At 73.7% G+C, this 15,139-nt stretch carries 6 protein-coding genes; 2 read left to right on the plus strand and 4 right to left on the minus strand.

Translation table 11 applies throughout. From position 1 onward, the window contains the following. Positions 1-64 precede the first annotated feature (64 nt). The 3 genes from ABZ809_RS10490 to ABZ809_RS10500 form a co-directional block, all read right to left on the minus strand. Positions 65-1,648, minus strand: a complete 1,584-nt coding sequence (locus ABZ809_RS10490) for a DHA2 family efflux MFS transporter permease subunit (RefSeq protein ID WP_357562195.1) — start codon at positions 1,646-1,648, stop codon at positions 65-67. 204 nt (positions 1,649-1,852) lie between these two features. Then, the gene (locus ABZ809_RS10495; RefSeq protein ID WP_357562197.1) at positions 1,853-4,687 is read right to left on the minus strand and encodes a BTAD domain-containing putative transcriptional regulator; all 2,835 of its coding nucleotides are present in this window, start codon (positions 4,685-4,687) and stop codon (positions 1,853-1,855) included. A gap of 262 nt (positions 4,688-4,949) precedes the next feature. Further along, positions 4,950-7,961, minus strand: coding sequence for a glycosyl hydrolase family 28-related protein (locus ABZ809_RS10500; protein WP_357562198.1), 3,012 nt, complete (start codon positions 7,959-7,961; stop codon positions 4,950-4,952). Between the two features lie 267 nt (positions 7,962-8,228). On the opposite strand from ABZ809_RS10500, the gene ABZ809_RS10505 reads away from it, so the two are divergent. Further along, the gene (locus tag ABZ809_RS10505; protein WP_357562199.1) at positions 8,229-9,299 is read left to right on the plus strand and encodes a LacI family DNA-binding transcriptional regulator; all 1,071 of its coding nucleotides are present in this window, start codon (positions 8,229-8,231) and stop codon (positions 9,297-9,299) included. Positions 9,300-9,371: 72 nt separating this feature from the next. Then, positions 9,372-11,693 carry a helix-turn-helix domain-containing protein gene (locus ABZ809_RS10510; RefSeq protein ID WP_357562200.1) on the plus strand — a complete coding sequence of 774 codons (2,322 nt, stop codon included), beginning with the start codon at positions 9,372-9,374 and terminating at the stop codon, positions 11,691-11,693. Between the two features lie 112 nt (positions 11,694-11,805). Here ABZ809_RS10510 and ABZ809_RS10515 read toward each other — a convergent pair whose 3' ends face one another. Beyond that, positions 11,806-15,051, minus strand: a complete 3,246-nt coding sequence (locus ABZ809_RS10515; RefSeq protein WP_357562201.1) for a S8 family serine peptidase — start codon at positions 15,049-15,051, stop codon at positions 11,806-11,808. Positions 15,052-15,139 lie beyond the last annotated feature (88 nt).

A 15,139-nucleotide genomic window follows, 5' to 3' on the forward strand; every position in this document is an offset into this window, starting at 1 on the left:
CCGCCCGCCCCGGACGCTCGACGGCCGGGCCGCCGGAAGTGCTCCGGCGGCCCGACCCCGGGCGTCAGTGGATGACGACGGGAACCTTCGGCTCGCCACCCTGCTGGTCGTCGAGCAGGTGCGACGGCTCGCGCCGACGGGGCAGGAACGCGACCGGAATGAACGTGCACAGCACCAGCACGAAACCCACCCAGAACGTGGTGGCGAACGAGCTGGCGGCGAAGTCGAGGCCGCGCTGGAGCAGCGACGGGTCGACCGGGAACTGCTGGGCCAGCTCCGGCTGCTGCTGGACGGCGATGGCGAGGCCGGCCTCGGTCACCGGCTCGCCGTTCGGGTCGGTGACCCCGGGGATCTGGCGGGAGCCGTTCAGCTCGTTGGTGAGGATCACCGACATCAGGGCGGCGCCGACGGAACCGCCGATCTGTTGCAGGATGTTGACCAGGGTGGAGCCGCGGGCCACCTCGTGGGCGGTCAGGGTCTTCAGCGCCGAGGTCATGATCGGCATCATGGTGCCGCCCATGCCCAGGCCCATGACGAACAGCGAGCCGCAGAGCAGCAGGTAGGACGTCTCCGGGTCGATCTGGGTGAAGGTGAAGAACCCGAGGGCGATGAGCGCCAACGCGAAGGGCACGGTGCGCCCGACGGGCATCCGGTCGGCCAGCATCCCGGCCACCGGCATGGTCACCATCGCGCCGATGCCCTGCGGCGCCATCAGCAGGCCGGCGGTCAGCGTCGACTCCCCACGGATCTGCAGGAAGTAGCTCGGGAAGAGCAGGCCGGCGCCCATGAACGCGATGATGAACACGAACAGGCTCACGGACGCGATGGTCAGGTTGCGATTGGCGAACAGCCGCAGGTCGAGCAGCGGGTGCCGGGGCCGGAAGGAGTAGATGACGAAGGCGACGAGGAGCACGCCGCCGACCAGCATGGGCGCCCACACCCTGGTGTCGGCGAACGTGCCGGTCTCGGGCAGCGAGGAGACGCCGTAGAGGAAGAGGGCGAGCCCCGGCGAGAGCATCAGCATGCCGAGGAAGTCGAACGACTCGGACGGCTCGGGGCTGTCCTTCGGCAGGGCCAGGGCGGCGTAGCCGAGCGCTGCGACGCCGATCGGCAGGTTGATCAGGAAGATCCAGTGCCAGCTCGCGATGTCGATCAACCAGCCGCCGAGGATCGGGCCTCCGATGGGCCCGAGCAGCATCGGGATGCCGAGGACGGCCATCAGCCGGCCGATCCGGTGCGGGCCGGCCGCCCGGGTCATGATCGTCATGCCCAGCGGCATGAGCATGCCGCCGCCAAGGCCCTGGAGCACGCGGTAGCCGATCAACTGGTTGAGCGTGTCGGCGGTGGCACACAGCCCCGACCCGATCGTGAAGAGGGCCAACGCGATCATGTAGAGGCGCTTGGTGCCGAACCGGTCGGCGGCCCAGCCGCTGAGCGGGATCACCGTGGCCAGCGCCAGCGTGTAGGCGGTCATCGTCCAGGCGACCTCGGCGTAGGTCGCGTCGAACTCGCGCTGGAAGGTCGGCAGGGCGACGCCGACGACCGTCACGTCGAGGATCGACATGATCGCGCCGATGACGACGACCCCGGCCACCTTGAGCACCGAGGCGTCGAGCTTGTCCGAGGTCGCGATGGATTGCTGTGTCACGAAGTCTCCTGAAATCCCCGTTGTGGCCGGCGCCCGGACGGGCTGGCGGCCGGGTGAGCCGGTGACCGGTGGGGCCGGTGACCGCGCATCGACCTGTCAGGTACGAGCTGTGTCCGCAGGCAGATTAACGACCGACACCGACGATCGGCGTCCACATTTACGACCGGCGGAATGTGGGGACCACCACTTTCGTGGCCCCGCAGCTCAACCTGCAGTGGAATGCCCGGATTTCCCCAGCAGCACGCGGATCTCGTCGGCCTCGGGGTCGCCGAGGTCGTCGAAGACCGTCAGCGCCTCCCGCCAGCAGGACCGGGCGCCGTCGGTGTCGCCCCGCTCGCCCAGCGACCGCCCCAACGCCAGCAGGGTCCTCGCCCTGCCGTGCTCGTTGCCGGTGGACAGGTGCAGCCGCACCGCCTCCCGGAAGCGCCGGATCGCCCGGTCGTGATCGCCCAACTCGGCGTGGGCCTCGCCGAGGTTGGCGATGCAGATGGCCTCGGCGTACCGGTCGCCCGCGTCGCGCATCGCGGTCAGGGCCTCCTCGTGGCGGGCGACCGCCTCGGCCGGCTGGCCCAGCAGGACGTGGCACTGCGCCATGTTCTGCAGGGCCACGCCCTCACCCCGCAGGTTGCCCCGTAGCCGGTGTTCCCGCCGGGCCAGGGCGAACGTCGCCAGCGCCTCGTCGGGGCGGCCCGCCTCGGCGTGGGCGACGGCCAGGCTGTTCAGGGTGGTGGGCCGCCAGTCACCGGCGCCGCTGGCCTCGTGCAGCCGCAACGACTCCTGGTAGAGCTCGATCGCCTCGGGATAGCGCCGGCTCTCGCACAGCGCGGTCGCCAGGCTGGCCAGCAGCGCCCCCTCGGCCCGCCGGTCGGCCAGGGCGCGGGTGGCGGCCACCCCGACGTCGGTCGCCGCCCGCCAGTCCTCGCGGCGCTTGGCGATGTACCAGTACGCGGACGCGGCCAGCGCGATCTGCCACGCGTGCCCGGGCGCCCCGCCCGCCGCCGCGGCGCCGACCACCGGGACCAGGTTCGTCCGCTCGTCCTCGCACCAGCTCAGCGCGGCCTGGTAGTCGTCGAGGCGGATCGGCTCGACCGGGGCGGGCGGGTCGGGCTCGAAGTGGGGCCGGTGCGGCTGGAGCACCCGGGCCGCGGCGCCGGTCGTGTGCAGGTACCAGTCGAGGAGCCGGCCCCACGCGAGCCGCCGTTCGGCCGCGTGCTCCGGTGCCTCGGCCAACTCCCTGGCGTACGCCCCGACCAGGTCGTGGAACCGGTAGCGGTCCGGCGCCGGCCGGAGCAGGAGGCTGGCCCGGTGCAGCTCGGCGGCCAGTTCCCTGGCCCGCGGCACGTCGACGCCCGCGAGCGCCGCCGCCGCGTGGACGCCGATGCTCTCCCCCGGGTGCAGCGCCAACCGCCAGAACAGCCCGGCGGCCGGTGGCGACAGCCTCCGGTGGGACCAGGAGAAGACGGTACGGAGATCGACGTCGGGGCCGTCGGGCCCCTCGAAGGCGTCCAGCCGGCGCCCCTGACGCAGCTCGTCGAGCAGCTCGCCGAGGGGCCGGTCCGGCAGGTCCATGGCGCGGGCGACGACGATGCGGATCGCCAACGGCACGTGGCCGCAGTATTCCGCGAGCGCCTCCCGCTCGTCGGGTCGGGACCCGCGCAGGCAGCCGGCTACCAGGGCCGTCGACTCGGCCGGGCGCAGCGGCGCGAGCCGCAGCGGGACCGCCTGTTCCCGGACGAGCAGCCCGGCGAGCCGACGACGGCTCGTCACCACGACCAGGCCGGCCACGTTCCCCGGCAGCAGGGGCCGTACCTGCGCGGCGTCGTGGGCATTGTCCAGCACGACCAGCAGCCGGCGGCCGTCGGTCAGGCTGCGCATCCGCCCGCACTGGGAGTCGAGCGTGGGTGGCACGTCCGACGGCGGTACGCCCAGCGACAGCAGTAACCGGGGCAGCGCCTCCGCCGGGGTCATCGGGGTGTCGCCGGGGCTGAACCCCCGCAGGTCGAGGTAGACCTGGCCGTCCGGAAAGGCGTCCCGCCGCAGATGGCCCCAGTGCAGGGCGAGGGCGGTCTTGCCGATCCCACCCATTCCGTCGATCGCGACGATGCCGGGGCGCCCGGCCCGGCGGGCGGCGTCGAGCTGGGCGTCGAGCACGGCCAGCTCGGCCTGCCGGCCGACGAATCCGCCGGGTGCGTGGGGCAGTTCCGCGGGGCGGACGACCGGGTTGCCGCGGGCGCGTGCCGGGGACGTCACCTGGCGCGGGGTTCCGACGCGCGGGGCGTCCAACGTGGGCTCGCCACGCAGGATGGCGGCCTCCAGCCGCCGCAGTTCCGGGGTGGGGTCGAGGCCGAACTCGGTGACCAGCCGGTCCCGCAGGTCGCGATAGGCGCTCAGGGCCTCGTCGGTGCGACCCTCGCGGTGCAGCGCCAGCATGAGCTGGCCGACCAGCCGTTGCCGGACAGGATGTTCGGCCACCAGCCTGGTCAGCTCGTCCAGCGCCGCGCGGGAGCGGCCCAGCCGGACCAGTGTCTCCAGGCGGTCCTCGACGGCCGTCCACCTGAGCTCCCGCAGGCCGGCGCCCAGCCGGTCGCGCACACCGGCCGGGGCGACGTCGGCCAGCGGGTCGCCGCGCCACAACGCGAGCGCCCGGTCGAACAGCTCGACGCGGCGTTCGTCGTCGGCCTTGCGCGCCTGGTCGACCAGGTCGGTGAAGCGGTGCACGTCGACCGAGCGCGGATCCACCCGCAGCAGGTAGCCCGCTCCCGTGTGCAGGATCTCGGGGCCGTCGGGGCCCGGCGGTGCGGGGTCGTCGGGGTGGCGCAGGCAGGCCCGCAGTCGGGAGACGAGCGCCTGGAGGGTGCCCCGGGCGGAGGCCGGCGGGGCGTGCTCCCAGACGAGTTCGGTGAGCCGGTCCACCGGCACCGTGCGGCCGGCCTCCAGCAGGAGCAGCCCGAGCAGGAGGCGCTGTTGCCGGCGGAACCCGAGGTCGACCGGCGTGCCGGCCGAGGTTGCCTCGACCGAGCCGAGGACCCGGAACTCCACGTGCCCACCTCCCCCGGCCAACCATTATGGCCCCGGCAAGCGGCCCGCAGGCGTCCTGCAAGCGGTGACGGTGATCATTTGGCGGGCACGACGTGTCGGCGCGTGGGGTCTTCCGGCGCCGGCACGCATCCGCGCCGGACGCAGAGGGAATGGGGGGCTGACGTCCGGACGGGTCGGCGGCCACCGCGTGGTCGGCCCGACCGCCGCACGGCGGTCGGTGGATCACGCGGTGGCCGCCGGCGTACCCGGCGCCGCCCGGCCGTCAGCCCTGACGGATGCCGTGGATCTCCACCTCGAAGACCCGGGCCGTCGCGTCGGTCGGGCTGGGCTCGGTGAACACGAGGCGGACCTGCCGGATCCCGGCCGGCGCTCCCGCGAGGTCGACCCCGACCGGGCTGGCGGTGTTCGCCGCGACCGATCCGATCGACGTCCACGCCCCGTCGACCAGTGCCTCCACCCGGAACGCCCGCACCCGCAGGGCCGTCGAGCCGGCGACGCCGCTGTAGAGGTCGAGTCGCGCGAGTTGCGCCGGCTGGCCGAGGTCCACGGTGAGCGTGGGTGCCGGGTCGCCGGCCCCGGAGATCCAGCGGGTGCCCGTCCGGTCACCGTCCACCGCGTTGCTGGCGACGTTTGTGGACAGCACCGAGGTGGCCTGCACGGCGGCGCCCCGGGCGAGGTTCTCGCCGGCCACCCGGATCCGGAGGGTCTGCGGGATCTCCTGCCGCCGGCCCGCGCGGGTGTACGCCACAGCCAGCCCGACCGTGCCGTCGGCCACCGTGTCGGCGGGAACCTGCACGTCGACCGCGATCGAGGCGGTGCCACCCGCCCGCAGCGTCCCGGCGTCCGGCCGCGCCCGCACCTGCCAGCCGTCCGGCGCCCGGACGTCGAGCGCCAGGCCGGTCAGGGTGCCGGGGCCGTCGTTGCGTACCCGCAGCACCGTGCTGCCGGCGCGACCGGGCAGGACCTGGATCTCCGGGGCGTCCAGTGCGACGTGGACGCCGGCCGGGGTGGGTGCCGGGCCGGGCACGCCGACCCCCAGGTACGCCACCTCGATCTCGGGTACGGTCCGGCCGGTCGACACGTCGGCGATGGTGGCGCCCCACCGGGTGTTCGCCACGTTGTCGGGGCGGTAGCCCCGGGTGCCCCGGATCACGATTCCGCTGCTGTCGCGCAGCCCCACCGCGTACGGGTAGGGGCCCTGCACCGTGGCCACCCGGAAGAAGACCGTGTTGCCGAACAGGACGTCGTGCACGTCGTCGAGTTCGACGGCCTGCGAGCGCCAGCCGTAGATGTGGTCCTCGGTCTGCAGGGCGTGCAGTTCCCAGTTGCGGACCCGCCGCAGCACGACCTCGCGGTGCTCGTGGTGCTCGACGGAGACCTCGTACATCCGGCCGCGCACCGAGGTGTCCTCGATCAGGAAACCGTTGTCGGCCCAGCCGGCGACGCTCCAGATGTTGGCGAACGTGCCGCCGCCGCCCTGCACCCAGAAGCTGTACTTGTGCCGGCCCCGGTACTGGTACCCGGGGTCGCCCGCGCCGGGGTCGCCGGGCGTGGTCTGCTCCGGATGCCACTTCACGAACTGGGTGGCGATGTCGGCGAGGTAGCTCCGCTCGCCGGAGCGCCAGTGCACCTGCACCGATCCCGCCGTCTGCTGCGCGGAGTCCAGGCCGAGGCCGGTCACCTGGTTCCGCCCGCCGAGCGGGGTCTGCACCATCGCCTTCGGTTGCTCCGGGTCGGTGAATCCGGGTGCCCGGTCCGGCAGCTTCAGCCAGGTCTGCCGGGGGTGCAGGCCGATCAGGTTGCTCTGCGGCCGCAGCCGCAGGGTGTCCCCGATGAGGTACCGGCCCATCGGGACGTAGACGGTGTCGTGTTCGTCGATGGCCCGCTGGAAGATGGCGTGGTCGTCGCTGGTGCCGGTGCCGACCGTGACGCCCCTGGCGGCGGCGTACTCGACCACGTTGACCCAGTCGCCGGTGTCGGGCGGGAGGGGGGCGTCGGGGGTCAGCAGCCGGGTGAAGCTCGCCGGCGCGGCGGGCGTCGCGGCGACCAGGACGCCGTCGGCGCGGCGCTCGTCGGCGCCGAGCGCGTCGTGCACGCGGAGCCCGAGCGTGGCGTCGCGCACGAGGTACGACGGGCCGGGGCCGGCCCAGGTGTGCCCGCTGGGCACGGTGGTCAGCAGCGCGCCGGTCCCGCTGACCCCGGTGTCGACCACGTTGAGCTGGTTCTGGGCCCGGATGAGTTCCGGCTCGCTGCCGCCCGCGACGGACGCGCTGTCGTTGAGCGTGATCGCCGATCCACTGATGTTCTCGAAGACCGAGTCCTGCACGTAGAGGCGCTGGGTCTGGCCGGGGGTGGCCACGATGCCGGCGGGCGAGTCGAGGAAGCGGTTGCGGATCAGGCTCAGCTTGCTGTCCGTGTGCAGTTTGACGGCCGCCTCCCGCTGGCCGCTGAAGGTGGTGTCGAGCAGGGTGGTCTGCCAGCCGGGCGAGGCGGCGAAGGCCAGCATGCCGACCGTGCCGCCGTACACGTTGACCCGCTGGATCAGGTTGGCGTTGTGGTCGATCCCCGCGTATCCGTCGCCGACGTGGATGTCGAGATCCTGGAGGACGAACATCTGCGCGCCGCTGAACCGTACGGCCACGGCCGCCGGGTTGCCGGAGCCGATCCGGATGTCCAGGTTGACCAGACCCGTACCGAAGGTGTCGTTGTTGCCGAAGCTGCGGGCGGCGCCCGGTTCGTGGGGCCGGCGCAGCGCGGCGAACAGGAAGGACTGGTTGCCCTGCTGGAAGCCGGGCGTGGCGTCGCCGAGGACGAACTCGGGCCGGGTGGCGCCGAAGCCGATGAGGCGCACCGAGGCGTGCAGGTCCACCTGCCGGGAGAGGCGGTAACGCCCCTGCGGCACGAAGACCACCCCGCCGCCGTCGCCGACGGTGACGTTGCGCGCCCCGCCGACGATGTTGCCCAGCCAGTTCTCACCGCCCCGGCGGGAGGCCTCGTCGATGGCGGCCTGCACGGAGGCCGTGTCGTCGCCGACGCCGTCGCCGTGCACCGGGAACCGCTCGCTGCCGAGGACGACCGCGGTCGGGTCGGTCGGCATGTTCCGGTAGACCGAGGCCGAGGGGGTGGGCCCGGCAACGGCCGCCGCCGGGTCGGGGTTGACCGCCGGCACCACCGCCGCGCCGGCCAGGAGAAGGACACCGACGAGCAGGCCGACCCGTGCCCGACCCGGCGCGGGTCGGCGGCCGGCTGCCCGCCGGAATGGAAGGTGGATCATCGGTACGCCTTTCCTGCCCCTGCCGGGACCGGGTCGGCGACCATGTGGTCATGCGCATAACCAGAATGTTGTCGCAGGCCCGGGGTGTCAAGAGGCCGGCCAGACAGAACCCGAAACCGCCCCGCAACATTGACATGCTGCGCTCATCGGCTGATCATGTGCGGCGACCCGCTCCCGCGACGTCGCCGTGTGCGATCGTGTGGTCATGCGCATGACCAGCCGGGGCGACGGACGGGAGCGGGTCGCCGGCCACGGAGGGGATCAGCGATGCCAGGCGTCAACGGACGTGCCACCCAGGCCGATGTCGCCCGGCTCGCCGGGGTCAGCCAGGCGACCGTCTCACTGATTCTCAACGGCGGCGACACGGGCCGGCGACGGGTCGGCGAGCAGACCCGCCAGCGCGTGCTCGACGCCATGCGGATGACCGGGTACGTCGCGAACCCGGCCGCCCAGCGACTGGCCGGTGGGCGGACCCGGATCATCGGGGTGTTCACCTACGAGCCCGTCTTCCCGCGCGACAGCCGGGACTTCTACCACCCGTTCCTCATCGGAGTCGAAGCTCAGGCCGAGGAGCTGGGCTGCGACCTGCTCTTCTTCACCAGCACCCCGTCCTCGTCGGGGCGGCGGCTGCTGGTCGACGGCTCCCGCCGGCTCGGCGTCGCCGACGGCTGTGTCCTGCTCGGCCGGCACGACGACAAACGCGACCTGGCCGACCTGCTCGGCCGCGACTATCCCTTCGCCTTCATCGGTCGCCGGGAGTCCGACGCCGGCACCGTGCCGTACGTCGCGGCCGACTACGCCACCGCCACCCGGGAGGTGGTCGAGCGGCTGTTCGCCCTCGGTCACGAACGGGTCGGCTTCCTCGGCGACCTCCGTCAGGACGAGCCGTCGGCCGACCGCGCGTCGGGCTACCACCAGGCGGTACGCGCCGCCCGGCGGCGCCCGGTCGTGCTGGACGGGACCGGGCTCTCCGGCGGCGAGGCGCTCGACCTGCTCGGCGACAACGGGCTCACCGCGGCGGTGGTCTGGCCGTCCGGGCTCGCCCCGGAGATCCGGTCGGCGGCGCTGGCCCGGGGAATGTCCGTCCCCGGCGACCTGTCGTTGGCCCAACTCGGCGACGCCGAGGACGGCCTCCCCGACGCCGTCGACTGGACCGGTTTCCGGATCCCCCGGGAGCGGATGGGCGCCGGTGCGGTGCAACTCCTCGTCGCGCAACTGGACAGCCCCACCGCACTGGGCGCCGACGCGCTCCGGCGCAGCCTGCCCTGCACGGTCGTGCCCGGGCGCACGGCCGGCGCACCGGAGCACGGCCGGGCCGGCGCCGCCCGCCCCGGCTGAGGCCACCATGCCGGTAAGTGCCTGCTCATCGGGGGTGCCGACCGGCGCGGGCGGCATGGCATGATCGGGCGCATGCCGCAGGTGACCGACTCGGCCCCGGCGGACCGACCCGACCCCGCGACCACCGAGCCGAACCGTTTCGGTCTGCTGCTGCGCCGGCATCGCGGCGACGCCGGCCTGACGATCGAAGAACTGGCCGCGGCGTCGCGGGTCAGCGTCCGGGCGATCAGTGACATGGAACGTGGGCGGAGCCGGGTGCCGCAGCGGCGTACCGTCGAGGCGCTCGTCCGGGCGCTGGGCCTGCCGGCCAGCGCCGCCACCGCGCTTCGGGAGAGCGCCCGCGAGGGCCGCCGCGTCGCGCGGTCCACGCCGGCGCTGGCGCCGCCGCGGACCGTCGCCGACTTCACCGGCCGGCACGGCGAACTGAGCTGGTTGGGTGACCTCGTCGCGCGCAGCGCCGAGCCACCCGATTGGCAGGCCGCCCCCGTGGTCGCGGTCGTGTCCGGGCCTCCCGGCCTGGGCAAGACGGCGCTCATGTTGCAGGCCGCGGCCCGCTACGCCGAGTCGTTTCCGGACGGTGTGCTCTTCGTCGACCTGCGCGGCCTGGACGCCGATCCGCCCCGCCCGGAGGATCTGCTGCTCCGGCTGCTGACCGCGTTGGGTGTCGAGGAGTCCCGGGTGCCGGGCGACGAGCACGCCCGCAGCGCCCAGTACCGGGCCCTGCTGCGCGAGCGGCGCAGCCTGCTGCTGCTCGACAACGCCGTCGACGAGGCGCAGGTACGCCCGCTGCTGCCGGGTGCCGGGAGCACGATGACGGTCATCACCAGCAGGCGCGGGCTGGTCGGCCTGGAGGCCGTCGACCGGCTCACCCTGCCGGCGCTGGCCAGGGGCGAGGCGGTCGCGCTGCTGCAACAGATCATCGGGCCGGGACGCGCCGCCGCCGAGCCGGAAGCCATGCTGCTCGGCCTCGCGCAGGCGTGCGGCGACCTGCCGCTGGCGCTGCGGATCGCCGGCAACCGCCTGCTCAGCCGTCCGGACTGGAGCATCGAGTACCTGTTGCGCCGGTTGGCCGACCAGGACGACCGGCTCGACCTGCTGGTCGCCGGGGACCTCCAGATCGCCGCGCCGTTCATGCTCTCCTACCGGCAACTCTCCGCCGCCGCGGCCCGCACGTTCCGGCGGCTGGCCCTGATCCCCGGGCCGGACTTCGGCCTGGAGTTGGCCGCCCAGGCCGCCGGCCTGGGCGTCCGGGAGGCCGAGGCGGCCCTGGAGGAGTTGGCCGAGTTGGGGCTGCTCCAGCCGGCCAGCGACGGCCGCTACCGGTTCCACGACCTGATGCGGTTGTTCGCCCGGGCCCGGCTGGCCGCCGAGGAGACCACCGACGCGCGGCGGCACGCCGAGGCCCGGATGGTGACCTGGCTGCTCGACACCGCTGTCGCCGCCGGGCGCTGGTTCGAGCCGGAGTACGCGGGCGGGGGCGGCGGCGGACCGGCCTCGGCGGAAGAGGCCAGCCGCTGGATCGAGCGGGAGAGCCTCAACTGGTTCGGCGCGCTGCGGGCGGCCTCCGCCACGGGCCGGCACGCCGAGGTGACGGCCGTCGCCGACGCCATGCACTGGTTCTCCGACCGGTGGACGCACTGGGAGCACTGGCTGGAGGTGTACCGGCTGTCGGCGGCCTCCGCCAAGGCGCTCGGCGACCCGCGCGGCCAGGCCGTCCACCTGAACTACGTCTCGTGGGCGTACACGGCGTGTGCGATGCGGCCCGACCTGGCGGAGGTGCCGGCCCGGGAGGCGTTGCGGCTCGCCACCGCCGCCGGCGATCCCCGCCAGCAGGCGTGGGCGTGGACCTATCTCGGGTCCGCGGCGCGGCGTCGGGGCGAAGCCAGCCAGGCGCAGGCGGCGGCCGGCCGGGCGCTGCCGCTGTTCGAGGCCGCCGGAGACTGGGACGGGTACGCGCAGGGGCTGTCCCTGCTGGCCGGCAGCCTCGCCCAGGGCGGCCGGCACCGCGAGGCGATCGAGCAGTACCAGCGGCTGGAGACCCTGCTGGCCGATCCGGGGCGGGCACCGTCCCCGGTGGTCGGTGACCTGACCGCCGGTCACCTGCACCTGAACGTCGGCCTGAGCCTGCTGACGTTGCGCCGGTGGGCGGCCGCCGCGTCCAGCTTCCGGGTGGCGTTGCCCCCGCTGCAACGGTCCGGGGTACGGCAGAGCGAGGCACGCTGCCGGTACGGGCTGGGTAGCACGCTCGCCCGGCTGGGCCGGGTGGACGAGGCGCGCGCCGAGCTACGACGGGCGGTCCGCATCGCCCGGCAGGTCGGCCCGGCGGACCTGGTGGACCAGGCCCTCGGCCGGCTCGCCGAGCTCGGGCCGCCCGCCGGCCGCCGGGTCTCCTGAGCCGCCGGGTCACCTGAGGCGGCGAGGCCGGGCTTCCTGAGCCGGCGGGGCCGGGCTTCCTGAGGCGGCGGGGCCGGGCAGGTCGTGCCCGGCCCCGCGCGTCCCACACCGGCTACTTGACCTGGTAGGCCCGGTAGACGGTGGTGGTGACCGTGTTCCCGTCGCTGTCGGCGGCGGTGGCGCGCAGCGACACGAAGCCCGAGCTGTTCCTCGGGTGCGACACGGTGGCGGTGTACGCGCCGCGCTTCTCGGCCGTCCGCGCGTCCGTCCAGGTCCGGCCGTCGTCGAACGACACCGAGACCTTCGCCGACGTCACCCGGCCGGCGGTCGCCTGCTGGGCGAACGTCAGCGGGATGGCCAGCGTGCTGCCCGCCCGGACGCTGTTGTCCAGCGCCAGCGCGGGCTGGAACCCGATCGAGGTGAGCGGCAGTGCCCCGGCCTTGTCCGCGGAGGTGGTGAAGGTCCACTCCGTCTCCAGGCGCCGCGACAGCCGGTACGGCTCGGGCAGGTCGAACGCGTACCGCATCCGGTAGGTGGTCGGTTCGGCAGCCACCTCCCACGTGCCGTACAGGTAGTCGTACCCGCCGACCAGCGTGTCGCCCTGGTGCAGGGTGAACTCGTGGTTCGTCATCGAGTACGGCAGACCCACGTGGCCGGCGCCGTCGGTGTAGGTGGTGAGGGCGGCCCGCACCGTGTTGCCATCCCGCGTGACGGCCGGCATGTCGGGGTGCTGCGGGATCACTGTGGTGTTGAGCGCCGTGCCGTTCCAGCGTTCGACGTGCTGCCGGCCGGCCCGGTAGGTGACCGGCGCCAGCTGCGCCAGGTTGAGGATCAGCAGGTCGCCCTCGACGGTCCTCTCGTCGACGACGGCCTGCCACGGCAGGTTGCCGCTGTAGTACTCGGTGCGGCGTCCCGGCGTCGCCACCACCGGCAGCTGGCTGGTCAGCACGACCCCGCCGCCGTTGAGCTGCGGGTCGGGGCTGCCGTTGCTGCGGTGCGCCGCCACGCCGGCCGCGTTCTGCGCGTACTGGGCGTCGACGGTGGCCAGGTCACGCCGGGAGACGTGCTTGACCAGGCCGTTGATGAAGGAGCCCCGGACCCGCCAGCCGAGCTGGTAGACGTCCGGCGCCTGGTCCCGGCGGGCCGGCCCCTCGAAGACCGCGTGCACGTCGGTGGCCACGCCGGGCAGGCCGGTCGGGCCGACGTCGGCGGTACGGATCTTGTCCAGCTCACCGGTGACCCCGGCGTACGTCATGATCGGGTCGCCGCTGCGCAGCACCATGACCGAGCCGTGCTGCGCCTTCGCCCGGCGGTCCGGGACGGTGATGTCGAGCGGTCGGGCCTTGCGCGCGTCGAGCACCAGTTCCTGGTCGGTGTCGGCGACGACCCGGTTGTTGGTCAGCACGGAGACCGTGCCGTCGTCCTCCTCGATGTACGCGGACAGCCGCCAGGAGCTGTTCAGCGGCACCCGCAGCGACGCGCTCGACGCGTAGAACGTGTGGCTGGCGTAGTTCTGCGGGTCGGGGTTGACCAGCTCGACCAGCACCGTGTCGGCGGCGGCACCGTCCCGGCCGATGGCGTTGATCTTCAGGCCGGCCGCCGGCTCCTCGTGGTAGACGCTGAACGGCGTCTGGAGCTTGACGTCACCGGCGGTGGCCACCAGGCGCCCCTGGTACAGGCCGTACGAGGTGCTCGCCCGCTCGTCCACGGTGACCTGCACGGTCGCGGCACCGCCGGCCGGCACGGTCAGGGTGCTGGCGCTCAGGGCCAGCAGGCCCGCCGGAGCGTTGCCGTCCAGCGCCAGGTCGAGCGTCACCGGCTGCTCGCCACGGTTGTGGTAGGTCATGGTCCGCGCCGTGGGCGCCTCGGTGTGCGGCCATTCGAGGACGCCGAGGCTGAGCGACGGCGGGCTGACGGTGACCTGCTGGGTCAGCGCCTTGCCCACGTTGACGAGACCGGTGCCCTGGGCGAAGACGTCGTACGTCGGGTTCGGCACCGCCGAGGCCATCAGGGCCTCCTTGAGCTGCGTCGCCTTCCAGGCCGGGTTGGCCTGGGTCAGCAGCGCGGCGGCGCCGGCCACGTGCGGGGCGGCCATCGAGGTGCCGCTGGCGGCGAAGTACGAGCCGGCCGGCAGGTGGGCGAGCGCGCTCGGCGAGCGGGCGGCGACGATGTCGGTGCCGGGGCCGCCGATGTCCGGCTTGATGCCGTAGTCACCGATCCGGGGTCCACGCAGCGACGACCAGTTCAGCTCGCCGGCCCGGTCGACGTTCGCCACCGACAGCGCCGCGTCGGCGGTCGACGGCGAGCCGACCCGGAACTGCCAGCCGTTGTAGTTGCCGGCGGCGATGACGAAGAGGGTGCCGTGCTCGGCGCTCAGGTCGTTGACGGCCTGCTCCAGCGGGTCGACGCCGATGGCGTCCTGGCCGCCCAGGCTCATGTTGACGATTGTCGCGCCGGACTCGACGGCCCACTGCATGGCGGCGAGGATCGCCGAGTCGGAGCAGTTGCCCCGGCCCTGGTCGTTCCAGCACACCTTGCCGTCGAGCAGGGTGGCACCGGGAGCCACGCCCTTGTTCCTGCCGCCCGACGCGGCGCCGCTGCCCGCGATCGTCGAGGACACGTGGGTGCCGTGCCCGTTGAGGTCGACGCCGGTCTCCCGCTCGGGGACGAAGTTGCGCCGCGCCACCACCTTGCCGGCGAGGTCGGGGTGGCTGTCGTCGATGCCGCTGTCGAGCACCGCGACCTTCACGCCGGTGCCGTCGAATCCGGCCCCCCAGGCGGCCGGGGTGCCGATCATCGGCACGCTGGTCTCCAGCTTGGACTCCCGGACCCCGTCGGCCCAGATCTTGCCGCTGGTGAGCGACGTGCGGGTGGTCTGCCAGGTCTTCGCCAGGTCGGCGCGGGAGACCTTGGTGGCGAAGCCGTCGACCGCCTCCAGCTTCCGGCCCGCGGCCAGGCCCCTGACGGCGGTGGCGTCGGAGACCACCAACGGCAGGTACGACAGCTCGTCGAACCCGAACTCGAGCAGGGCGGTGACGTTGAACAGCCGCTCGTCCAGCCGGTCGTTGCGCAGCAGCGGGATGGCGTCGGACGGGATGACGAAGTCGGCCTTGTCGCGCTGGAGGCGCACGAAGTGGACGCCGTCGCGCGGCGCCACGGTCACCTGCTTGCCGTGCACGGTGACCTGGTCGCCGGTGATCAGGGTCAGGCTCCGCGCGGGCTCCGGGTCGCCCGCCGTGGGGGCCGCAGGAGCCGGTGGTGCCGCCACGGGTTGGGCGGTGGCGGGTGGGACTCCGACCAGCAGAGTCGCCAGCGTGGCGCCGAGCGCGCCGTACGCCAGAAGACGGCGTTGTCGCATGGGGGGTCGTCTCCACTTCGGGTGCGTCGATCGGCGCGTGCGTCCGATCGGGGTACTGGGGTACTCGGAATGAGGTCACCCGGACGTT

The sequence above is a fragment of the Micromonospora sp. NPDC047074 genome (genome assembly GCF_040643815.1).
Taxonomy (GTDB): Bacteria; Actinomycetota; Actinomycetes; order Mycobacteriales; family Micromonosporaceae; genus Micromonospora.

Bases quoted from the DNA above. Each gene is read 5' to 3' on its own strand.
- ABZ809_RS10500 (WP_357562198.1), bottom strand. From the start codon at position 7,961: ATGATCCACCTTCCATTCCGGCGGGCAGCCGGCCGCCGACCCGCGCCG.
- ABZ809_RS10510 (WP_357562200.1), top strand. From the start codon at position 9,372: ATGCCGCAGGTGACCGACTCGGCCCCGGCGGACCGACCCGACCCCGCG.
- ABZ809_RS10505 (WP_357562199.1), top strand. From the start codon at position 8,229: ATGCCAGGCGTCAACGGACGTGCCACCCAGGCCGATGTCGCCCGGCTC.
- ABZ809_RS10515 (WP_357562201.1), bottom strand. From the start codon at position 15,051: ATGCGACAACGCCGTCTTCTGGCGTACGGCGCGCTCGGCGCCACGCTG.